We start from the raw sequence: 22,955 nt of genomic DNA on the forward strand, positions 1-22,955 counted from the left end.
GTGCTCTGAAATCGGGTGCAATATTACGACTTATAATCGAGATATGCAAGTGTTAACGGGGAAAACTTACTTTTCAGCAGCTTCTTCAGCGCCGAATTCCATCAGGTAAGCCTTGATGAAATCGTCGATTTTACCATCCATCACACCGTTGACATCGGATGTCTGGTAGTTGGTACGATGGTCTTTCACGCGGCGGTCGTCGAAGACATAACTGCGGATCTGCGATCCCCATTCGATCTTCTTCTTGCCGGCTTCCACCTTCGCCTGCTCTTCCATGCGGTGCTGCAATTCTTTGTCATACAAGATTGAACGCAACTGTCGCATGGCATTCTCGCGGTTCTTAGGCTGGTCGCGCGTCTCTGTGTTCTCGATCAGAATCTCTTCTTCTTCGCCCGTATAGGGGTCTTTGAACTGATAACGCAGACGTACACCGGACTCCACCTTGTTGACGTTCTGACCACCGGCACCACCCGAACGGAATGTATCCCAAGAGATAGCAGCCTGATCGATCTTCACTTCAATCGTGTCGTCGACCAACGGAGTTACGAATACAGATGCAAACGAGGTCATTCGTTTACCCTGCGCGTTATAAGGAGAAACACGAACCAGACGGTGCACGCCGTTCTCCCCTTTCAAGTACCCGTAAGCATAATCGCCTTCGATATTGAGAGTTGCCGTTTTGATTCCGGCTTCATCCCCTTCCTGATAGTTGGCAACAGAAATCTTATAGCCGTTAGACTCCGCCCAGCGCGTGTACATACGAAGCAACATCGAAGCCCAGTCCTGGCTTTCCGTACCGCCGGCACCGGAGTTGATCTTCAAAACGCAGCTCATCTGGTCGGCTTCCTGGCGCAACATATTGCGGAATTCCAGGCTTTCCACCAACTGGATTGCTTTGCTGTAGGCCTCATCGACCTCTTCTTCGCTGACAATCCCTTCTTTTACATAATCATAAGCCAACTGCAACTCTTCCGCTGCAGCATTAACCTCGTTGTAAAGCTCAATCCACTTTTTCAGCTCTTTTACTTTCTTCATCTGGACTTCTGCGCGTTTGGCGTCTTCCCAGAAACCGGGGTCATGGGTGCGTAACTCTTCTTCTTCTAACTGGATGGTCTTACCATCTATGTCAAAGATACCCCCTCAGCGCTTGCTCGCGCTCCAACACGTTGTGTAGTTGGTCTGATGTGATCATAATCTTTTATCCTTTATTTTGTAATTGGCGACAAAGATACTAAATTATTCCGCATACATCGCTTCGATCTGTTCCGCATATTTCTGCAGGACAACCGGACGGCGCAATTTAAGCGTGTCCGTCAGTTCGCAGCCCATCATAAACGGTTCAGGCAACAAGGTGAACCGCTTGATCTTCTCGTAGGAGGCTAAGTTCTTCTGATGTTCCTCCACATGCGTCTCTATCAGACGGAGAATTTCTTTATGGTTTACCAGCTCTTCACGGCTATTGAAGGTTAGCCCCTTCTCTCCGGCATACTCTTCCAGCAATGAATAGGCCGGCACGATCAAAGCGCTGACAAACTTACGCTGGTCGCCGATAACAGCAATCTGCTCGATAAAGTTATCTCCGCTCATCGCCATCTCGATTGCCTGCGGAGCAATATATTTACCGTTTGAGGTCTTATATAAGTCCTTGATACGTTCCGTAAAGAACAGCGTATTTCCTTCTAACCGTCCGGCATCTCCGGTACGGAAGAAACCATCTTCGGTAAATGCTTTTTTATTTTCAGCCGGTTTATTATAGTAGCCGGACATAACCGTCTTGCCTTTTACTAAAATCTCACTGTTCTCCGGATCGATCCTCACCTGTACATCCGGCATTACCTCGCCGATAGAGCCGAACTGGAATCCGATCTCCGGATAGAAGCAAACGGTCGCCGTTGTCTCGCTCAATCCATAACCGTAAGCAATCGGGATATTGACCGATTGCAGAAATTCATTGATCGTATCAGAAAGAGGTGCACCCGCCACCGGGAAAAGGCGCCCACGTTCGATACCCAAGACCTTTTTCAGAAGCATAAAGACTGTCCGGTTATAAAACTCAAACTTCAATTTTAATCCGCAAGGAGCCGGAATGCCTTTATTCTTATATTCCAGATTATACCGGCGTCCTGTCTCGATAGCATCCAGGAAAATCTTTTTCATGGCCGGAGAAGACGAATTGATCTTGTCATGCACACCGGCATATACTTTCTCCCAAAAGCGGGGGACGTTACACATCAATGTAGGATGCACCTCCGGCAATGTCTTTTGAATCATCTTCGGGTCCTGGTTAATGGCAATCGCCACCCCTTTATGCAGGCAATAGTAAGACCACGCTTTCTCGAAAATATGAGTCAACGGAAGGAAGCACATCGAAAGATCCTTGTCCGTAACCATCGGCAGACGGATATCGTGAATACGCATCGCTTCCAGGTAATTGGAATGATGGAGCATGACGCCTTTCGACTCTCCGGTCGTACCGGAAGTATATATAATGGTAGCCAAGTCCTCCGGAACAGCCTCGTTCATACGGATTTTCACAGTTGTTTCGACATGTGCATTGTCACCCAACCGCAGGAAATCATCAAAATAAATGGAAGTCTTGTCCTCCGGATTCAATTTGACAGCGGGGTCAAATATGATCAGACGCTTCAGGAATTGCGAATCCTTTTGCACCTTAAATGCATTGTTATACTGCAATTGTTCACCGACAAACAGAGTGTGTATGCCGGCATCATTAATTATGTATTCGATTTGTCCCGGAGAATTTGTCGCATACATTGGAATCGAAACCACCCGGTTCGCATAGGCGCCAAAATCAGTGTATAAGCATTGCGGCATATTCTGCGAATAAACCCCGATGTTTTCCTGTACTTCTATTCCAAACTCAGCCATGGCCTTGGCCGTAAGCATTACTTTGTCTGAAAACTCCCTCCAAGATATTTTCAACCATTTCCCGGTCGCATTATCACGATGTTTTAATGCTGTACGGGAACCATATTTCTCCGCTTGACGATGGATCAACTCGGCATAGTGGTAGTAAATCATGATTCTTTGTTTTGATTTGATCCTGCAAAAGTACTCTTTTCTGTTCTATTTACTATGGGAGAGGGCTGTTTTTTACACAAAATCGCCTGATTTGTGCAATAGCAATGTTAAATTAGGATAAACATAGTAGTATGTATTGCATAGTACATAGGCAATACATATATTTGCAACATAAAACAATATAACATGAATGCAGAGAACGTAAAATCACAAATGAGAAAGGGAACACTGGAATACTGTATTCTATTGCTCCTCAAAAAAGAGCCGGCGTACACCTCTGACATTATCCAGAAGTTACAGGAAGCTAAATTGATTGTAGTGGAAGGTACTCTATATCCCCTGTTGACGAGATTAAAAAACAGCGAATTGTTAAGTTACCAGTGGATAGAATCTACTCAAGGGCCGCCTCGCAAATATTACCAGCTCACATCGAAAGGGGAAGAATTCCTCGGAGAACTGGAAATTTCGTGGCAGGAATTGAACGACACAATAAACCACATCAGAAATAATTAAAATCAGACAACAATGAAGAAGACACTTACAGTTAATTTGGGAGGAACAGTATTCCACATTGACGAAGATGCATATCAACTGCTCGATAAATATCTGGCAAACCTCCGCATCCATTTCAGCAAAGAAGAAGGATCGGAAGAGATTATGAACGATTTTGAAATGCGCATATCCGAATTATTCAACGAACGGGTACGTTTGGGGCATGAAGTCATCACAATCGAACACGTCGAGGAAGTAATCAAGCGCATGGGGAAACCGGAAGAGCTGTTTGGCGGCGAGGACGAAAAGGAATACGTCCGGGAAGAGTCCAAAGCACATACCTTCCAGGAAGAAGAAACAACCGGAGGAAGGAAAAAGCTGATGCGTGACCCGGACAACCGTGTATTGGGCGGGGTCGCCAGCGGTATTGCAGCTTATATGGGTTGGGATATAACAGCCATACGTCTGATTATGATCGTCTTGCTCTTTATCCCATATGCACCGATTGTCATCCTCTACCTTATATTATGGTTGGTGATGCCGCTTGCACGGACCGCAGCCGATAAACTGATGATGCGCGGGAAAAGCGTGACTCTCGAAAATATAGGCAAAACAGTGACCGACGGATTTGAGAAAGTATCCAGTAATGTGAACGATTATATGAGTTCGGACAAGCCAAGAAGCTTTTTGCAACAATTGGCAGACCTGTTTGTCAATGTAGTAGGCTTTACCCTTAAATTCTTCGCCATATTGATCGGAATTATCCTCTTACCGCCTTTGTTACTTGTTGCCTTTATACTGGTAGTCGTTACATTTGCTCTTATTGCGGGAGGAACCGGTGTTCTTTACCACCTCTCTCCGTTCGGGGCAGATCTGCTGGCAGGGACGCCTATTCCATTGGCAATTATGGGGTGCATCGGATTCATCTTACTCATTGGCATTCCGATCTTTGCTTTGGTATATGCAATCTGTATGCAATTGTTCAAAGCCAAGCCATTGCCTAACACGGCTAAATGGACGCTTCTGATCCTGTGGATAATATCTGTCGCACTTAGTGTCATTTATTTCTATCAGACCGGAATAAACGGATGGAGCACATTACCTTGGTACAATTTCTTCAACATCTAATAAAACAACTGATATGAAAAAAGCATATTTATTTATCATATACATAGTAACCTATATCGCAATGGCGGGACTTTTATGCTCTTGCCATATGAACAAAGTTCATGGGGACGGCAACATCGTAAGCCAGGAGATTTCGATCAAGGACTATATAGGACTTCACATCGGAGGAGAGAATATCGATCTCACTTATATACAATCCAATGACGCTCCCTATCTAAAAATAGAAACGGACCGGAACATCATGGACATTCTGAAAGCAGAGGTGGACGACAATGTATTAGTTATACGCCCCAGAAAAAAACATACATGGATCAACCCAACCCGGTTTGTCGTAACAACTAACTCAACCGCCCTAAGGGATATCAAGATGGCAGGCGGAGGCAAATGTGATCTGGGTAAAGGTCTCACTAACGACCGGTTAGGAATTAGTTTAGCCGGAGGGGGAACTATTAAAGCAGATTCTATCACCGTCAACCGTTTGAAATGTGAAATCGCCGGGAGCGGGAAAATCAGCCTGAGTGGAGAAGCTGAAAATATGGACATAAAAAGTGCCGGAAGTTGCAGAATCAAGGCGTTCGACTTACATACAGACAACTTGACTTGTAAAACAGCCGGAAGTTGCGAGATAGAGATAACAGCCAATAAGGAAATTTCCGCTAAAATAGCCGGAAGTGGAGAGATCCGATACAAAGGTAGCCCGAACATAAGAGGGAAAAGTATTGTCGGAAGTGGTTCCATAACCCAAGTTGAATAGAAGAATGATTGTGTGTTTAAAAAAGAAGGCCGTCCTTTCACAAGGATGGCCTTTCTTCTAAGGTTAACAAATTTATGAGTAAAAACCACTAATGAATCTTTATAAAAAGACCGCTTCCTCCTTCACAATATTGTCATTATGAGGGAGAAGCGGTCACAAATATACATAAAGTTTTCTATTGTAAAAGACTTCGTCCTATTTATTTAAAGGCATTTCTTATCCGTGTGGCGGTGTCTGCGAGCACGTCCTGCGTAACCTCCATTTTCTTTCCGCCAAAATACATATCAGACTCTTTTTGAATTGGAATTAAGTGAATATGCGCATGAGGCACTTCCAATCCCATCACAGCCAAACCGACCCGCTTGCAGGGGATAGCCGCTTCTTGTGCACGAGCCACACGTTTAGCAAATGCCATCATACGCCCGAGCATAGGATCATCTATGTCGAAAATATAATCGACCTCTTTCTTCGGGATCACCAGCGTATGGCCTGTAGCCACCGGATTGATGTCCAGGAAAGCGAAAAACTCTTCGTCTTCCGCTACCTTATGGCAGGGAATCTCGCCTGCCACAATTCTACTGAATATTGATGCCATACTATTATGATATTAAATAGATATATCCATAATCTCAAAACTCATCACACCGGACGGCACCTTGATCTCCACAATGTCACCAACCTTCTTACCCATCAGTCCCTGTGCAATCGGAGTACTGACTGCGATCTTTCCCTCTTTCAGGTTCGCTTCCGAATCAGAGACCAATGTATATGTCATAACTGCGTTATTCTTGATATTCTTAATCTTGACCTTGTTCAGAATCTGACTTCGTCTGTCTGCACACGGGTTTCGTCTATCAGGCGGGCATTAGAGATCAGTCCTTTCAACTGAGCAAGTTTCGCCTCCATGATACCTTGCGCTTCTTTTGCAGCGTCATATTCTGCATTTTCAGACAAATCGCCTTTGTCACGGGCTTCTGCAATCTGGGCAGATATTTCCGGACGCTTCACGGTTTCCAGATAATTGATTTCAGCTAAAATCTTATCATAACCATCTTTCGTCATATAGCTTACTGCCATACTAAATCCTCCTATTACTTTAAAATGTTATTATTGATTACCGCACAATAAAAAAAGAATCCCGACCAACTGCTTGGCCGGAACTCCTCTTTCTCTTATTTTCAGACTTTGCAAAGATAAAAGATCTTTTTAAGATCGGCAATCTTTGCAAAATGCTTTATAACATATAAATCTGAATGTTAGCTGTCATACATTAAAGTACAGCTTTCACATCCGCTTCCAGTTTTTTCACGTCTTCAACACGCTTAACCAGGTTTCCTTTACGGTCAAGGATGAAGAGAGCAGGCAACTGCTTCACATTGTACAAACCTGCCACCTGAGAATAAACAGACTGCGGATCACGAACAGAAATCCAGGGCAAATTAGACGCTCCGTTCCTCCAGAAATGAGAATCGCTATCCAGGGATACCTGGTAAATCTCAAGTCCCTGACCATGATATTTTGTATATAATTCACCCAATGCCATATTCAAAGCCGGTGACCATTCCGTCTGATAAGCCGTAAAGTTTATCAGGACAACCTTGCCGGGAGCAACGTCGGAGAGTTTCACCACTTCACCCCGAACATCGGGCAATTCGATATCCAAGAATGATATTTCTTTGGTTTCCACATTACTATAATCGACCGGACGCTGGGCGCGAAGCACCTTCATCGACTGCAAAGTCAGGTTATACAAATGTTTGGAACGCGGACTTTCCGGATAATAATGATCGTAGCTGGTGGCAACAGCGCCATATGCTTTCACATCGTTTCGATCATACAAGTCAAAGAACAACAGGCCATCGATCTGCTGGAACAAGGCAAAATAAGCGGCCGTAGACATCGGCGCCGAATAGATATACTTACGGGCAATCTCCTTATAAGCATCGGCAGCAGCCAACACTTTGGAACGGTAAGTCGTATCCGAAATCATCTTATCTTCATAGTCCTTACGCAAACGGCTGATAGCCTGGTTCGCATCCAATTGCGCCAGCGTAATCGCTTAATGGCTTTTGAATTTTCAGAACCTTCCACGGAATAAGAGGTTGCAAAAGCACCGGCATCTGCAAGAATAGAAACCGTCTCCGTCGAATCTATAGAGAAATTTATCTTCTGGTTATTCAAGCGTAGACGATAAAAATCCGGATATTCAGGACGTTTCTCCGTAAACTTGAACTTCCCTCCGGAAGCCAACTTGATGGAGTCGAGTGTCACGACATTCGAAATTCCTACGTTTTCTAAATACATAAGCTGACCGTCCGCTCCTGAAACAACGCCCTTCACCGTAAATTCGGAAGAGTTGTTACAAGCCGAGAATAAGAACATACACAGTCCTAATGTAGCCAACAATCGTGTGGATATTTGTTTCTTCATTTCTTTACTTCTTGTTTTAATCCGCTGCAAATATACATTAATTTACAATTGTGACACTATTATTCGCTAAATCTTCCCGCTATTTTTCAAAAAAAGAACTTTTCTCATGTTTTTTATTTTCATTTTCACACGTTTACAGATAAACTTTCATTACATTTGCACCAATTTTTACAGATAGAAAAATAAGAAAAAGATTATGCTTAATCCAATTAACAAGACGATCGAATTGGCTGATGGAAGAACCATCACCATCGAAACCGGGAAATTGGCAAAACAGGCGGACGGTTCTGTTACCGTGCGTATGGGCAACACAGTGTTGCTGGCTACTGTTTGCGCCGCTAAAGATGCAAACCCGGGTGTTGACTTCATGCCGTTACAAGTAGAGTACAAAGAAAAATTCTCGGCATTTGGCCGTTTTCCGGGAGGCTTTACAAAAAGAGAAGGTAAAGCTTCTGACTACGAAATCCTGACCTCTCGTTTGGTTGACCGTGCCCTCCGCCCTCTTTTCCCTGACAATTACCACGCAGAAGTATACGTAAACGTTATATTATTCTCTACAGACGGTGAAGATATGCCGGATGCACTGGCCGGTTTGGCAGCATCTGCTGCATTAGCCGTATCGGATATTCCTTTCAACGGACCGATTTCCGAATGTCGCGTTGCCCGTATCGATGGTAAATATGTAGTTAACCCCACGTTCTCTGAATTGGAAAAAGCAGATATCGATATCATGGTGGGCGCTACTATTGACAACATCATGATGGTGGAAGGCGAAATGGACGAAGTTCAGGAATCCGAAATGCTGGAAGCTATCAAAGTCGCACACGAAGCTATCAAAGTACAGTGCCAGGCACAGCTTGAACTGTCTGAAGCTTGCGGCAAGATGGTAAAACGCGAATACTGCCACGAAGTAAACGATGACGAACTGCGCAAGGATGTACACGAAAAATGCTATGCAAAAGCTTATGCTGTTGCCACTTCCGGAACAGACAAACATCAGCGTGCCGAAGCATTCGAAGCAGTTGTTGAAGAATATAAAGCCCAGTTCTCTGAAGAAGAGCTGACTGACGAAAAGGCTGAAATGATCGGCCGTTACTATCACGATGTAGAAAAAGAAGCCATGCGCCGTGCCATCCTCGACGAAGGAAAGCGCCTGGATGGTCGTAAGACAACTGAAATCCGTCCGATCTGGATCGAGACAGACTGCCTGCCCGGCCCTCATGGTTCTGCCATCTTTACACGTGGTGAAACACAATCATTGTCTACCGTTACATTAGGAACGAAGTCTGACGAAAAGATGATCGACGATGTTCTGAATCACGGCAAAGAACGTTTCCTGTTGCACTACAACTTCCCTCCGTTCTCCACTGGCGAAGCAAAAGCATCCCGTGGTGTTGGCCGTCGTGAAATCGGTCACGGAAACCTGGCTCACCGCGCTCTGAAACGCATGATCCCGACAGACTATCCTTACGTAGTACGTGTAATCTCCGATATCCTGGAGTCTAACGGTTCTTCTTCAATGGCAACCGTATGCGCCGGTACTCTCGCATTGAGAGATGCAGGTGTTCCGATGAAGAAACCGGTATCCGGTATCGCAATGGGTCTGATTTCCGAAAACAAAGGTCAGAACTACGCGATCCTGTCCGACATCCTGGGCGACGAAGACCACTTGGGTGACATGGACTTCAAGGTAACGGGAACAAAAGACGGTATCACGGCTACCCAGATGGATATCAAGGTAGACGGCCTGTCATACGAAATCCTTGAAAACGCATTGGCCCAGGCAAAAGAAGGCCGTATGCACATCTTGGGCAAGATTATGGAAGCACAGCCTGAAGCTCGCGAAGAATTGAAACCGCATGCTCCGAGAATCGAAACAATGGTTATCGGTAAAGAATTTATCGGTGCTGTTATCGGCCCGGGCGGAAAGATCATCCAGGGTATCCAGGAAAAGACTGGTGCTACAATCACGATTGAAGAAGAAGACGGAGTTGGCAAAATTGAAATCTCCGGAACAAATAAAGATACGATCGATGCTGCAATCCGCGCAATCAAAGGTATCGTAGCAGTACCGGAAGTAGGCGAAGTCTACGAAGGCAAGATCTCATCAGTTATGCCTTACGGTGCATTCGTTGAATTCATGCCGGGCAAAGACGGTTTGCTGCATATTTCCGAAATCGACTGGAAACGTCTGGAAACAGTTGAACAGGCTGGCTTGAAAGAAGGCGATACAATTTCCGTTAAGTTGGTAGATATCGACCAGAAGACCGGAAAATTCAAACTTTCCCGCAAGGTATTGCTGCCGAAGCCGGAAGGTTACGAAGAACGTCCGCCGAGACCGGAAAGAGGCGATCGCGGACCGCGCCAGGATCGTGGTGACCGTGGTGGTGACCGTGGCCCCCGCCAGGATCGCGGAGATCGCGGACCGCGCCGGGAATACAGAGACTAAGATAGTTTTCCGATAAAATAAAAGCCTGTCCTCTTATGAGCGACAGGCTTTTTTATGCATCTATAATAGATTCTTACTTTCCGCAAGTGCAACGCGGCTTGATCTGTTTGAAGAAATCATTGCCCTTGTTATCGACCAGGATAAATGCAGGGAAGTCTTCCACTTCGATCTTCCAGATGGCTTCCATACCCAATTCAGGATATTCCACACATTCGATGCTCTTGATATTGTTCTGTGCCAGGATAGCAGCAGGACCACCGATACTTCCTAAATAGAAACCGCCATATTTCTGGCAAGCATCCGTCACCTGCTGGCTACGGTTACCCTTTGCCAACATAACCATGCTACCACCGTGACTCTGGAACAGACCGACATACGAGTCCATACGACCGGCAGTCGTCGGGCCCATCGAGCCGCAAGCCATACCAGCCGGAGTCTTAGCCGGACCAGCGTAATAGATAGGATGATCCTTGATATACTGTGGCAGGTCTTCACCACGATCCAAACGTTCTTTCAGCTTGGCATGGGCAATATCGCGGCCTACAATGATCGTACCGTTCAACGACAGGCGGGTTGCAACCGGATATTTATCCAATTCTTTCAGGATATCTGCCATCGGCTGGTTCAGATTGATCTTAACAGCATCGCCTTCACCTGCCTGGCGCAATTCTTCAGGAATCAGTTCACCGGGATGACTGTCTAACTTTTCAATCCAGATACCGTCTTTGTTGATCTTACATTTCACATTACGGTCTGCCGAACAGCTTACACCCAGACCAACCGGACAGGAAGCGCCGTGACGGGGCAGGCGGACGATACGGATATCGTGTGCCAGATATTTACCACCGAACTGTGCACCCAAACCAATCTTGTGAACTTCCGCCAAAACCTCTTTTTCCAGTTCGATATCGCGGAAAGCGCGTCCATATTCGTTACCCGTAGTCGGCAGGCTGTCATAATAATGAGTAGAAGCCAATTTCACGGTCAACAGGTTCTTTTCGGCAGAAGTACCGCCGATAACCACTGCAATATGATAAGGAGGACAGGCAGCCGTACCCAACGTCTTAATCTTTTCGATGATGAACGGGACCAAAGTACCCGGATTCAGGATCGCTTTTGTTTCCTGATACAGATACGTCTTGTTAGCGGAACCACCGCCTTTCGTTACGCACAGGAAATTATATTCCATGCCTTCGGTAGCCTCGATATCGATCTGGGCCGGCAGGTTACACTTCGTGTTCACTTCGTCGTACATATTCAGCGGAGCATTCTGCGAGTAGCGCAGATTCTCTTCCGTATATGTTTTATAAACGCCCAATGACAGCGCCTCTTCATCGCAATAACCGGTCCATACCTGTTGTCCTTTTTCACCATGAATAATAGCCGTACCGGTATCCTGGCAGAAAGGAAGTACACCTTTAGCAGAAACTTCAGCGTTACGCAGGAAAGTCAACGCTACATACTTATCGTTATCACTTGCTTCCGGATCGCTCAGAATCTTTGCAACCTGTTCGTTGTGTGAACGGCGAAGCATGAAAGAGACATCACGGAAAGCAGCGTTAGCCATTGCCGTAAGACCTTCTTTAGCTACTTTCAGAACCGGCGTTCCTTCAAATTCGGAAACCGAAACATAATCTTTTGTAAGCAGATAATACTCTGTTGTATCCGGGCCCAATGGGAATGGAGCCTGATACTTGAAAGGAGTTGTTGCCATAGCGTTTGTATTTTAATTTATAATATTGGTTTTAGAATCATATCCTTGAACGGACTGGCAAACTTAATTAAAAATCACGAGATTCGGCAGTCGTTTACCTTTATAAAATCAGCATATCCGGTTTATTTTAATATACTTTGCATATCGAAGAGCACAATATGCCAAGAAACGAATCTAAAAAATCAGGTTATCCGTCAGGACATTCATGTAAACCTGCTGCGTTATGCCGTCATAGTCTTTAAGCTGTCCGACCAAGACCAGTTCTGCGCCTTTCATCCAGGGCTGGAAAGGGATCTCTTTCCGGTAGGCAATCTCACGAAGCTGGGTCGGTTTGTTTTTAATGACCAGATAAGCGCCGTCATCGGCAACTGTTTTTCCTTTAAAGGCAAGCGTCCTCTCATACATTTTCTGCTTGTTGGCACCGTTCACCACTATCGGTTGGAGCATCAACGAATCGCGTCCATCCCGAAACATCGGCACCAAGGCCAAGCTCTGATAACGTCCAACGGGCAGTCCCGACAAGTCGATTTGCAAATCCAACAAAAGGTTATCCCCCTGCTGCTCGACGCAATTTTCTTTTACATAGATCATTCCCCGATAATCGGAAGACAACTCCTGCGCCCGGCAGAACAAGACAGCAAAAAGGGAAATCAATATATATAGAGTAGTTTTCATAAGGCTCTTATTTAATAATATAGATAATACTTACCCCCAACTTGGTCGGTCCGAAATAGTTGTTACGATAACTTCCTTCCGACTCCTGGTTTGAAGGGAAAGGTGTTTTGTCATATTTGAACCGGACATATCCGACGCCGGCTGTAAATTCGATATTCCAATGAGGAGAAAGATACAACTGGTAACCATACGAAAGGCCGCCTCCGTAGGCATTACCATCATAAGCATAGCCGGATTTCATCACATTCAAGAGTGTTTTGCCGGCCACATCATAATCGGCATACAGCCCATGAACACCAAAGAAATGCCCGTTAAACCGTTCGTGCAACCAATAACGCACCTCCGGCTGCACCAGCCAGTGCTTAATGGATTTATCCTCCGAAAAAGTCCAAGGATTATAATTGCCCGATATATCCAGTGAAAAATGTTTATTGAATGCAACCTCTGCCCCCAAATTGAAAGTGGTGGTCGCATCATACAGCAAATTTGTCTTAACAGCGACCACCTGCGACCGGGCACAGAGAGCGCAACACAAACAAAGAAAAACAAAGTATAGCCTCTTCATAGACATATTCTCGTTGATTTACCAATCGTATTAAGAAACAAAGATATGTAAAATCTATTTGTATATAAACACATTTGATATTAAATACACATACCAAACGGATTAATTGTATATCTTTGTCGAAAATAATTTATTCAGTATTGGGGGCATATGAAATTTAAACTTATCGCACTATTTATCACCCTTTGTCTGGGATTTACCGGTTGTTCGGATGACGAAACTCCGGAACCCCGTCCAACACGTACCATTTTAGTTTATATGATGGCAAACAACAGCCTCGACAGTTATGCCGCTAAAAACATTGCAAGCATGGTAGAGGGAGCAACTGCTAAAAACCTCAACGGAGGTAATCTGATCGTTTACTATGCCCCGAAGGGATCGAATCCGGAACTTCTTCAAATCAAGGAAGAGAACGGCATTGTAAATAAATTCCACATCAAAGACTACGAAAAGCAAAACTCGGCGGATCCGTCCGTGATGCTAAGCGTGATCAAAGAAGTGATATCCCTATATCCGGCAGACAGCTATGGCTTGGATTTATGGAGCCACGGGACAGCCTGGCTTCCTTCCGACTATCAGAATATGCTGAAAGCATTTGGCCAGGACGGCAGCAACTGGTTGGAGATAGACGATCTGGCAAAAGGTTTGCCGGATCATGTATTCGACTTCATTCTGTTCGATGCCTGCTATATGGCAAGCGTAGAGTGCACCTATGAGCTTAGAAATAAAGCGGATTATATTTTGGCTTCGCCTACCGAAACGATGGCAGACGGATGGCCTTATACCCAGATGATGCCGCAATTGTTTGCCACGGATCTGCAACTGGAAAAGGTCGGCGAGACATTCTACAACTACTATCTCAATGACTCTTATCCATACGCAACCGTGTCTCTGACAAAGACAAGCGAACTGGAGAATCTGAAAAACGCCGTGCACGACATATTAGCCGACAAGACGGAAAGCGACATCTATGGCATTAACCTTTCCGAGATGCAACAGTTGGAATATTTGTACCGCAGTCCGGGAATGTTATATGATATGGCTGATTATATAAAACAATTGGCAACAGCCGAGCAATACAGCAATTTCACCGATTGTCTGGAAAAAGCCGTTTTATATAAAGCCCATACTCCAAAGGCATATTATGCCTACGGCTATCCCTCTAATGCCTTACCGGTAAACAGCTATTGCGGCCTGACCGTTTTCGTCCCGCAACCCAAACAGTCCTTCTCTAAGATATTCGACTGGTACAAGGAACGGGTAAGTTGGTATAAGGCGGTTTATGAATAAACCGCCCCATTATCACCGTATAAGGAACGCTTTCTTATAGCGTTTCACGACTCCTTCCGGGTGATAGATTTCGGCATAAAAGATATAGATGCCTGGTGGTAGTGCGCTGCCACTGTTGGCAATGCCGCTCCAAGTCAGTTCGCCGGACGTGCCTAACAGTTGATGGTTGGCAATCTCGGCAACACGTATGCCAGATGTGTTGAAGACAAATGCACGACAGTTATAACCCGGCCGATCGAGCAGGTAGGATATGCGGTAGCTGCCGGATTCCTCTATCCAGACAGGCGGTTCTATCCCGGTTGAACCTTCGGAAGAAGGATTCCCATATTGGGAGTTCTGATAGCCGGGAGTGCCGAAGCCGGCCGTTTCGGAAGCAGAGGTCCAGTTGGACGGATTTTGTGTGGCGGCATCCGGATCGATGCGTTCCAAAGCAACACCCTTCCGGTTCTTAACAGAAGAAGCATGCCATTTGGAGGAATAAGAAACTTCGTCTATCACTTCTCCATCTGCGGTACGAAACAGCACTAAAGTAGAAGCCGTATTGGCAAGAATCGGCAATTTGGATAGCTGATGAAGTGCAGACGGTTCGGCGATCTCGTAAAAAGAGGAAACACTTTCCACATCTTTTGTCAGCAAAATATAACTTTTAGCTTCCAGCTTCCGGACAATAGCGGCCAAAGGATAACGGGTACTAAGCGTTCCGTCCGATTTACGGACGGCAAGGGAAAGAGTTGACACAGACAGGGGCTTGCCGGAACGGTTATACAATTCCAGGTATTCGCTGCCTCCGGCATAAGGATCCGGCAGCAGTTCATTAAAGACAATCTCACCGGGCAGGATAGGATCTGTGACTGCCGGAGTATCCGGATTCTCAGGTTCTTCCGGTTTATCCGGGTCCACAGGCGGTTCCTCTTCGTCCGAAGACGGGGAGGAATTGACAGAACCGGGCGTTCCGCCGCGAGGATCAGTAGACAGATGCCAACCGGAGGCAGAACGTTCCCAGGATTTACCGGCAGTGGCTTTGGCATAAGTTACCGAATCCATCAAAGAACCAGAAGCATTATATAAATGTAACAAAGCACCCTGATCATTTAACGCCGGAAATGTCTCAATCGGAATACGTAAAGCATCTTTGTCTATTTCCAATTCTTTTCTGCTATCAAACAAAACCGCATAACCTCCAGCCTCCAATATAGCATCCGGCAATACTTTCGTCTTCTTTCCGGTTACATTCTTATACTCCCACTTATTTAAAGGGATAGAAACAGTAGTTGCATTATACAATTCTATATATTCAACCATTCCTGCCGCATCACCCGGTTTTGCCATCACCTCATTTATCAGAATCGAACCGGCCGGAACCTCATCGGACACATCGCCACCGGGTTCAGGTTCGGGTTCAGGCTCCGGTTCCTCTTCTACTTCGAGTATCAGCTCCTTCGAATAATCGGGAAGACGATTTCCCGACAAATCGGTTACTCCCCAATAAGAGATCGTATATTGCTTACCCACTTCCATCTCTTTATCGAACTGGGCGTTTACAATTGTCCGCGTTTCCCTATCTGCATATGCTACCGGAGAAGCATCCCCAATATCGGAAATAGAGAAAACAGCATTCTTTATTTCAACAGATTTGTCAAATATAAACTGCAGAGAAGAGGCGGTGACAGGCTGTACTTCAAGTAGCTTCGGCAGTTCAGCCGGAGAAGGGGCAGGATCATCAGGTTCTTCCGGCTCGAGAGGAGTCGGAGTTATTTGGTCGGAAACGATGATATTATCAAAAGAAGTGATCATATTGTCGGCTGAAGCAGCCTGATATCGGCATTGCAGGTTTAAAGTCCCAGCCTTCCGAATCCCCGATGAAATGATTTTGTATTCCCCCTCTTTATAAAAGCAATCTTCATCCTCCAAACGCGTATATAACGTTAATTTAGAGTTGTTCTCCAAAGTCAATTTTACCCGGACCGAGTTAGTTCCTTTCTTTAACAGATACATCCTGCCTTTTATTTTCCTTTGTGGAGTTTTGGCAGAAAGAGGCCATGAGTACAAAGAAACATTCCCATCATTATGACCCACTTGTACGAAATAGGCAATATCCGTAGGCGCTCCCGTCGCATATGCAAAGACCCTTACATTATTATTACTCGTCGGTTTATAAGAAAAATAGACATCAAACATCCATTCCATATTATCCGCATACGGAATATCCAGCATGGCCGTATGAACACCCTTAGCCCTCCGGCTTGCGTCGAACACTAAACGTCCGTCTTTTACAAAGAATCCGGCAGAGTCTACATACCAAGGATTAGCCGAATCAATCTCCGGCCCGTCAAACATCTCATTTACCTGTGAACTTACACAAAAAGGAAGTAATACGAAGAGAAAAAGAATAAATTGTTTCATAGTCTTACAGTTTTGTTTATAATTTGTATATCTTTGCACCCCAAAGCGTTGTAGCATTGGAAGCACTGTGCTTTCATACACGCTGTAAAGTTATACTATTTTTTCGATAAACAAATTAATTAGTGCTCAAAATGAAAGTAGCAATTGTAGGAGTAAGTGGAGCCGTAGGACAAGAATTCCTGCGTGTACTCGACGAGAGAAACTTCCCGATGGATGAGCTGGTGCTTTTTGGCTCATCTCGCAGTGCCGGACGTGTTTATACCTTCCGTGGTAAACAGATTACCGTCAAGGAGCTTAAGCATAACGACGACTTTAAGGGAATCGATGTTGCTTTTGTTTCGGCCGGTGGCGGTACTTCTGTCGAGTTCGCAGAAACCATTACAAAACATGGAACTGTGATGATCGATAATTCCAGCGCATTCCGCATGGAAAACGACGTACCTTTGGTAGTTCCCGAAGTAAACCCGGAAGATGCACTGAATCGTCCGCGCGGTATCATTGCCAATCCGAACTGTACTACCATCCAGATGGTCGTTGCATTGAAGGCAATCGAGGGCCTGTCGCACATTAAGCGTGTACACGTATCGACCTATCAGGCAGCCAGCGGTGCCGGCGCGACAGCTATGGCTGAACTGGTAAAACAATATGAACAGCTGTTGAAAGGCGAAGAACCGACAGTGGAAAAGTTCGCTTACCAACTGGCTTACAACGTGATTCCTCACGTAGACGTATTTACGGATAACGGCTACACCAAGGAAGAAATGAAGATGTACAACGAAACACGCAAGATCATGCACTCCGACATCGAAGTGAGCGCTACTTGTGTCCGCGTCCCGGTTATGCGTGCCCACAGCGAAGCAACCTGGGTAGAAACAGAACGTCCCGTAAACGTGGAAGAAGCCCGCAAAGCTTTTGCCGAAGCCGAAGGTGTCATCCTGCAGGACGAACCGGCAAAGAAAGACTATCCGATGCCGTTGTTCATCGCCGGAAAAGACCCTGTTTACGTTGGCCGCATCCGCAAAGACATTACGAATCCGAACGGTCTGACATTCTGGACGGTAAGCGACCAGATCAAGAAAGGCGCCGCTTTGAACGCCGTACAGATCGCTGAATACCTGTTGAAGGTGAAGAATATCGGATAAGATAATCCGCTTTATAATAAAAAGGGGATGTGTCAAAAGCAAGTTCTAACGCTTTAGCGTGTCATTGCGGGCTTGACCCGCAACCTCATACTAAACTGATTTACAGCAATTAGGATGAGATGGCGGGTCAAGCCCGCCAGGACACAGACGCTATAAATAGAACTTTTGACACATCCCTTTATTGCACGCCAGCTGATGCGGCCCTTATGCCTTCCGGGTCATGTTCTTCCTATATTCAGCAGGCGTAATCCCGTATCGATCACGGAAAACACGATGGAAAGTCCGGACATTACTAAAACCGGAATCATCGGAAACAGCCTGGATTGTATAATTCGCCTCATCCCGCAACAAGAGAACGGAATAATCGATCCGCTTATTATTGATATACCCGTTGAAGTTTGTGCCAGCATACGTTTGTATAAATTGCGCAAACGAGTTCTTGAGAATGCCGAAACGCTTAATCAGCGCATCCCGGTTAATATCCGGATCCAAGAACATTTTCTCACTATCGATCGTCATATCCATCAACTCGAAAAGTTTCCGCTCGGATTCAGACGTGCCGGCGGGCAGCTCCTCAGAATCAGATGCGCCGGCGGGCAACTCTTCGGATGTTAGCGTGGCTGCCGAATCCAGCATAGCCTTCTTTGCCCGGTGCAATTCTTCCTGGTAATCCAGCATTTCGTCAATCTGCTGCACCAATATCCGGTTCTTCCTTCGCGTAGCACGCAGACTATGGACAATAAAAGAGATGACGGCCAGCGACAGGAAAAGTACAACCAAGGAAGCAATCAGGAAGATGCGTTCCCGGTACAGCTTATCAGCCTGTATCCGTATCTGCTCATTCTTTTCATTTGTTTCATAGAGGGTTGACAGCTCCAGAGCCGCATTGGCTTTGTCCCTGCTGTTCAGGCTATCGGTCACGGCAAGCATCTGCTTACGGGTTTCGGCCAGCGCCTTATAGTCTCCCAGTCCGGCCAGTGCCCTTTCCTCATATTCAAGGGCATAACGCAAATATTCGAAGCTGATCGTTTCACCATTATCGGCATAGCGTTGCTTCTCCTTTCCGATATACTGAAGCGCTTCCTTATACTGTCCGCTATTAAGCAAATATTCAATCCGGATGGGTTCTCCTTCGATTGAAGAAGCATAATTTGTTTCGAGATATTTCAAATAATACTTCCGGGCTGTTTCCTGTTCCCCATTCTGTGCATAAATACAGGCAAACGCGGCATACTCACTGGCATAGCGCAGATCGCAAAGCCCATCCGGTAAGTCCGGCATTTTCTTCAGCTTATCCATCAGCCGTTCATATTCCGGAAGCAGACCGATCGCGGCCTCATACTTCCCATCTTCCTGGTAAGCCGAAATCAACGTCCCGTATGAATAAAGAAGATCGTCTACATCGTGCCAGTCGCGGGTGGAAGCAACGACTTTCTTCTGTATCTCGATCGCCTGCAGAAAATAGGTTTCGGCCTCCGCCTTCAATCCCATTTTCCTTTTAGCCTCTCCATGCATAAGCATCATATTGGCCTCTCCGCTTTTGTCGCCGATCTCCCGTGCCGACTTTGTCCCCTCTACAACATACCGGATGCAAGCCTCATAATCACTAAGCTGCAAGCAGGCATTAGACATCATATCGAGCAGGCTATATTTCCACATAGGGTCATTCTGGATGAAATCGCTGTGGTATGCTTTATTGGCATAATCGAGCGCAATCCGGTATTGCTCCATACCGTTGTGATAGACCAGGCAACGCAGATAGTCAATCCGGTAAAGCGGCATCTTTTTCAGCTGCTCGGCCTCATCCAGCAAAGCGAGTGCCCGTTTGGGTTCATTGAGACAGATACTCTCGATATATTCATCTGAAAACAGACTGTCCGGGCTGTTCGAAGCGCCAAGGCTGCTCATTTGAATAAGAGAAAAGAATACGAATAAAATACATTGTTTCATCTTCATCTTAGGTTAGTGTTATGTATAGGATTTATTTAAGTTCTCCCAATCCTTCCTCCAGCGTATGCGGAGCATATGCCAGTTCGCGTATGGCTTTTTCGATACTTAATCCGCTATTGCGCGGACGCGGTGTCGCCTCGTTCATCTCTTCCGTCGTAACCGGACGGATCAGAGTGCGGTCCAATCCGAAGTAATCGGCTACACGATAAGCCATTTCAGCAATCGAGAGCCGTTCTCCGCCACAGATATGATAAATGCCGTTATTGCCGGTATGCATCAGCCGTTCCACGCCGTCTGCGATGTCCGCCACCCAAGTCGGCGTACGGTATTGGTCGGAAACGACCCGTATCTCCTGCCCTGCCTCCAAGCGGTTCTTGACCAGTTGCAGGATATTCCCATGCTGTCCGGGCAACGCCTTTCCATAGACGACAACCACACGGACGACTGCATAATTACTGCTTATCCCGGCAACCGCCTGTTCTCCCTGATACTTGGTCAAGCCATAATAGTTGACCGGAGCAGGAATATCTTCCTCCGTATAAAGCCGGTCGCTTTTCCCGTCGAACACGAAATCGGTCGACAGGTGGATCAAGCGGCTTCCCAGATGCTCGCAACAATGCGCCAGGTTCCCGACCGCCGAAACATTGGTCGCATAAGCCTCTTCGCGATGTTGCTCGCAGTAATCGGGGACGGAAAGGGCTGAACAGTTGACCACCACATCCGGACAGACATGGTCGAGCAAAGCCTCGACGGCGGGATAGTCGTTTATATCCACCCGGACAAACGTATGCTTTCCTTCGGGCCGGATATCCGGATGAAAGGAACAGCCAACCACCTCATAGGCTTCATTCCCGGAAAAGCAATCCAGGATTCTCCGCCCGGTAAAGCCGTTTGCTCCGACAACCAATATCTTTTTCATCAGAATGTATAAATCATAACACCCAAGACACGGTGGTTCGTCACCGAATGGGTATTCTCTATTTTACCGTTCTTCGCATTCATATCGCCATACCAGGCAAGCGACGGGCTGTATTCCAGCCCTAACTTCCAGTGAGGCAGATTGTATGAGAGTTGCAGATTGGTTGTAAACACCTGGTCTACATCCAGTCCCACACCGTAAGTCGGCCCGGCGATCGTCTTCCCCGTTCCCAAGTTCTTCAGATAGCCGACAAAAAGTCCCGGCTTCCACTTCTTGCCGTACACCACATTCAGCCAGGTCATGGAATGGCGGTAAGGCGTATATTCCTGTTCACCCGTCCGCGGGTCTATCGATGTCACGGCATAGCCACCTAACATACAGGCCTGTGTCAGGTTCGACGCCAACAAAGTCTTACCGGAAACCAGCCAGTCCTGCGTCGTATATTTGGCATGGGCTTCAAAAGACAAGGCGGTCACCCGCTCGCTTACCTTATATATATGGTCGTCTACCGTTGTCTGCTGACGCGGTTTCAGAGACAGCACTTCCATACCGACACCGGCGATCAGTCCGTCCGCTTTATAATCGGCCGAAACATAGACTTCCGGAATGCAGCTGTTCTTTATATATTCCTCACTCTTCCCGTTCGGACCGGCAGAGAGATATTGCAACTGCCATATCGCTGCCCCGGTCAGCTGTAACCCTTTACCGGACGTGTACCGGTAACGAATCATCGGGCTACGGTTAAACGGTTGGAAAGGCGCCCCGGTCGACAGATTCAGCATCTGCGGAAAGACATCTCCGAACAGCGGATGCCAGGTCTGCCCGATCAAAACTGCCGACTTCCCCCAATCCAGGTTGACGTAAGCATGCCGGATACGCAGAACCGCCCAGTTACTACCCGAACCGCGAAAATCCGCCTCTAACTTGGCCGTAGCCACAGCCTTTCCTATATTCGGCCCTTTCAAGTCCACACCCAAACGGGAATACAGCAAATAGAAACTGCCGTTTGCCGTAGCATTCAAGTCCTTCCCATCCGCATCCGGATTCTTGTCCTTCGGATACAGATGGAACAATCCATCCACGATTTCACTGTTAGCACGCGAATTATAAAACAAATCTCCGCGCACTTGCCCGTAAAACTTATAAGAGAAATCCTTCTTCTGAGCATATCCGGCCACCGTCACGCACAAGGCCGCAAAAAGTAGTAAATATCTTTTCATTTCTTTTTGTTCGAATCGCCTACAAAGGTAAGGAAGATTCGGTCTTTTCACAAAAATAAAATCACTCTATTCGAAACTAAAGTGTCTGCGGTCGAAACTAAAGTTTCAAGGCAGGAAACTAAATTTTCGTCCCGTGAAACTTTTGTTCCATAGGCATGAAACTTTAGTTTCAAAGGGAAGAGCTGTTTGAAACTAAAGTTTCAGCACATCATAGCATCTGAAACTTTTATAACAGGAAAATGAGCAAGAACAGATTTGAACAGTTTTTACGCAGATAGAGCAGGGAACGGTACAGCAGATTCTCGACTGTGCGGACAGACAGGTCCAGGCGTTCCGCTATCTCAGCCGCTTTCAGCCCCTCGAGATAAGACATCCGGAAAACTTCCCGGCTTCTTTCGGGCAACTCGGCAACCTTTTTCATCAACAAGTCCAAGAGGTCCTGCCGCATGAAAAGTTCGTCGGAAGCCTCAAAGAAATCGAGTTCTTCCAGTTTGAGCTGGAGGGCGCGATGGTCGATGATATCCTGCTCCAGACTCACACGGCGGAGATGATCCAGGCAGGCATTCCGGACGGAGACATAAAGCACGCGCTTCAAATCGTTCTCCGGCAGACGGAATACCTGCTTGTCCCACAACTTCAGGAACACGTCATGAACAACATCCTCTGCAAAAAAGCCGGAAACAAACTTTTCTGCAAAACGCATCAACATCGGAGCATACTCCATATAGATGTGCTGATACTGATCCATGTTCTGAGACGCGTCACCCATACTTGCAAATATA

17 protein-coding genes and 2 pseudogenes are annotated in these 22,955 nt (G+C 46.3%); 6 read left to right on the forward strand and 13 right to left on the reverse strand.

Annotation, left to right across the window (positions count from 1 at the left end):
• Positions 1 to 66 precede the first annotated feature (66 nt).
• Both prfB and DW083_RS08795 read right to left on the reverse strand, forming a co-directional pair.
• A protein-coding gene (prfB, locus tag DW083_RS08790) for a peptide chain release factor 2 (protein ID WP_115498930.1) occupies positions 67 to 1,192 on the reverse strand; the annotation gives its coding sequence in 2 pieces (ribosomal slippage) (positions 67 to 1,128 and positions 1,130 to 1,192; 1,125 coding nt in all).
• Positions 1,193 to 1,236: 44 nt separating this feature from the next.
• Complete coding sequence (locus DW083_RS08795) at positions 1,237 to 3,042, reverse strand: long-chain fatty acid--CoA ligase (protein WP_115498929.1); 1,806 nt, start codon at positions 3,040 to 3,042, stop codon at positions 1,237 to 1,239.
• A gap of 186 nt (positions 3,043 to 3,228) precedes the next feature.
• Between DW083_RS08795 and DW083_RS08800 the strand changes: the two genes are divergently transcribed.
• From DW083_RS08800 to DW083_RS08810, 3 genes are all read left to right on the forward strand, one after another.
• The gene (locus DW083_RS08800) at positions 3,229 to 3,555 is read left to right on the forward strand and encodes a PadR family transcriptional regulator (RefSeq protein WP_122332112.1); all 327 of its coding nucleotides are present in this window, start codon (positions 3,229 to 3,231) and stop codon (positions 3,553 to 3,555) included.
• A 12-nt stretch (positions 3,556 to 3,567) separates the two neighbouring features.
• Positions 3,568 to 4,662 carry a PspC domain-containing protein gene (locus DW083_RS08805; RefSeq protein ID WP_122332113.1) on the forward strand — a complete coding sequence of 365 codons (1,095 nt, stop codon included), beginning with the start codon at positions 3,568 to 3,570 and terminating at the stop codon, positions 4,660 to 4,662.
• An 88-nt stretch (positions 4,663 to 4,750) separates the two neighbouring features.
• On the forward strand, positions 4,751 to 5,416 hold the full coding sequence (locus DW083_RS08810) for a head GIN domain-containing protein (protein ID WP_233551999.1): 666 nt from the start codon (positions 4,751 to 4,753) through the stop codon (positions 5,414 to 5,416).
• Between the two features lie 199 nt (positions 5,417 to 5,615).
• On the opposite strand, the gene DW083_RS08820 is transcribed toward DW083_RS08810, so the two are convergent.
• The 3 genes and pseudogenes from DW083_RS08820 to DW083_RS08830 form a co-directional block, all read right to left on the reverse strand.
• Positions 5,616 to 6,011, reverse strand: a complete 396-nt coding sequence (locus tag DW083_RS08820; RefSeq protein WP_115498925.1) for an HIT family protein — start codon at positions 6,009 to 6,011, stop codon at positions 5,616 to 5,618.
• A gap of 12 nt (positions 6,012 to 6,023) precedes the next feature.
• Positions 6,024 to 6,493, reverse strand: a pseudogene (gene greA, locus DW083_RS08825) (transcription elongation factor GreA).
• 193 nt (positions 6,494 to 6,686) lie between these two features.
• Positions 6,687 to 7,846: pseudogene (locus DW083_RS08830) on the reverse strand (DUF4369 domain-containing protein).
• A 196-nt stretch (positions 7,847 to 8,042) separates the two neighbouring features.
• Between DW083_RS08830 and pnp the strand changes: the two are divergent.
• Positions 8,043 to 10,295 (forward strand): polyribonucleotide nucleotidyltransferase, encoded by a 2,253-nt coding sequence (pnp, locus tag DW083_RS08835; protein ID WP_122332115.1) that lies wholly within the window; start codon positions 8,043 to 8,045, stop codon positions 10,293 to 10,295.
• Between the two features lie 73 nt (positions 10,296 to 10,368).
• Here pnp and DW083_RS08840 read toward each other — a convergent pair whose 3' ends face one another.
• From DW083_RS08840 to DW083_RS08850, 3 genes are all read right to left on the reverse strand, one after another.
• Entirely contained in the window at positions 10,369 to 12,009 is a 1,641-nt protein-coding gene (locus tag DW083_RS08840; RefSeq protein WP_122332116.1) for a fumarate hydratase, read from the reverse strand.
• Positions 12,010 to 12,183: 174 nt separating this feature from the next.
• Complete coding sequence (locus tag DW083_RS08845; RefSeq protein WP_122332117.1) at positions 12,184 to 12,684, reverse strand: DUF3868 domain-containing protein; 501 nt, start codon at positions 12,682 to 12,684, stop codon at positions 12,184 to 12,186.
• Positions 12,685 to 12,691: 7 nt separating this feature from the next.
• Complete coding sequence (locus tag DW083_RS08850; RefSeq protein ID WP_115498937.1) at positions 12,692 to 13,249, reverse strand: DUF3575 domain-containing protein; 558 nt, start codon at positions 13,247 to 13,249, stop codon at positions 12,692 to 12,694.
• Positions 13,250 to 13,399: 150 nt separating this feature from the next.
• On the opposite strand from DW083_RS08850, the gene DW083_RS08855 reads away from it, so the two are divergent.
• Positions 13,400 to 14,539: a clostripain-related cysteine peptidase gene (locus DW083_RS08855; protein WP_122332118.1), complete on the forward strand. Its 1,140-nt coding sequence runs from the start codon at positions 13,400 to 13,402 to the stop codon at positions 14,537 to 14,539.
• A 12-nt stretch (positions 14,540 to 14,551) separates the two neighbouring features.
• On the opposite strand, the gene DW083_RS08860 is transcribed toward DW083_RS08855, so the two are convergent.
• Entirely contained in the window at positions 14,552 to 16,942 is a 2,391-nt protein-coding gene (locus DW083_RS08860) for a lamin tail domain-containing protein (RefSeq protein ID WP_122332119.1), read from the reverse strand.
• Between the two features lie 131 nt (positions 16,943 to 17,073).
• Between DW083_RS08860 and DW083_RS08865 the strand changes: the two genes are divergently transcribed.
• Complete coding sequence (locus DW083_RS08865; protein WP_122332120.1) at positions 17,074 to 18,084, forward strand: aspartate-semialdehyde dehydrogenase; 1,011 nt, start codon at positions 17,074 to 17,076, stop codon at positions 18,082 to 18,084.
• Between the two features lie 204 nt (positions 18,085 to 18,288).
• On the opposite strand, the gene DW083_RS08870 is transcribed toward DW083_RS08865, so the two are convergent.
• The 4 genes from DW083_RS08870 to DW083_RS08885 form a co-directional block, all read right to left on the reverse strand.
• On the reverse strand, positions 18,289 to 20,040 hold the full coding sequence (locus tag DW083_RS08870; protein WP_122332121.1) for a helix-turn-helix domain-containing protein: 1,752 nt from the start codon (positions 20,038 to 20,040) through the stop codon (positions 18,289 to 18,291).
• A 25-nt stretch (positions 20,041 to 20,065) separates the two neighbouring features.
• Positions 20,066 to 20,953, reverse strand: a complete 888-nt coding sequence (gene rfbD / locus DW083_RS08875; RefSeq protein ID WP_122332122.1) for a dTDP-4-dehydrorhamnose reductase — start codon at positions 20,951 to 20,953, stop codon at positions 20,066 to 20,068.
• On the reverse strand, positions 20,953 to 22,173 hold the full coding sequence (locus tag DW083_RS08880; protein ID WP_122332123.1) for a DcaP family trimeric outer membrane transporter: 1,221 nt from the start codon (positions 22,171 to 22,173) through the stop codon (positions 20,953 to 20,955). Before DW083_RS08880 ends, rfbD begins: the two co-directional genes overlap by 1 nt.
• Before the next feature lie 226 nt (positions 22,174 to 22,399).
• Entirely contained in the window at positions 22,400 to 22,942 is a 543-nt protein-coding gene (locus DW083_RS08885; RefSeq protein WP_122332124.1) for an RNA polymerase sigma-70 factor, read from the reverse strand.
• Between the last annotated feature and the right edge of the window lie 13 nt (positions 22,943 to 22,955).

The sequence above is a fragment of the Parabacteroides sp. AF48-14 genome, from assembly GCF_003477465.1.
Lineage (GTDB): Bacteria > Bacteroidota > Bacteroidia > Bacteroidales > Tannerellaceae > Parabacteroides > Parabacteroides acidifaciens.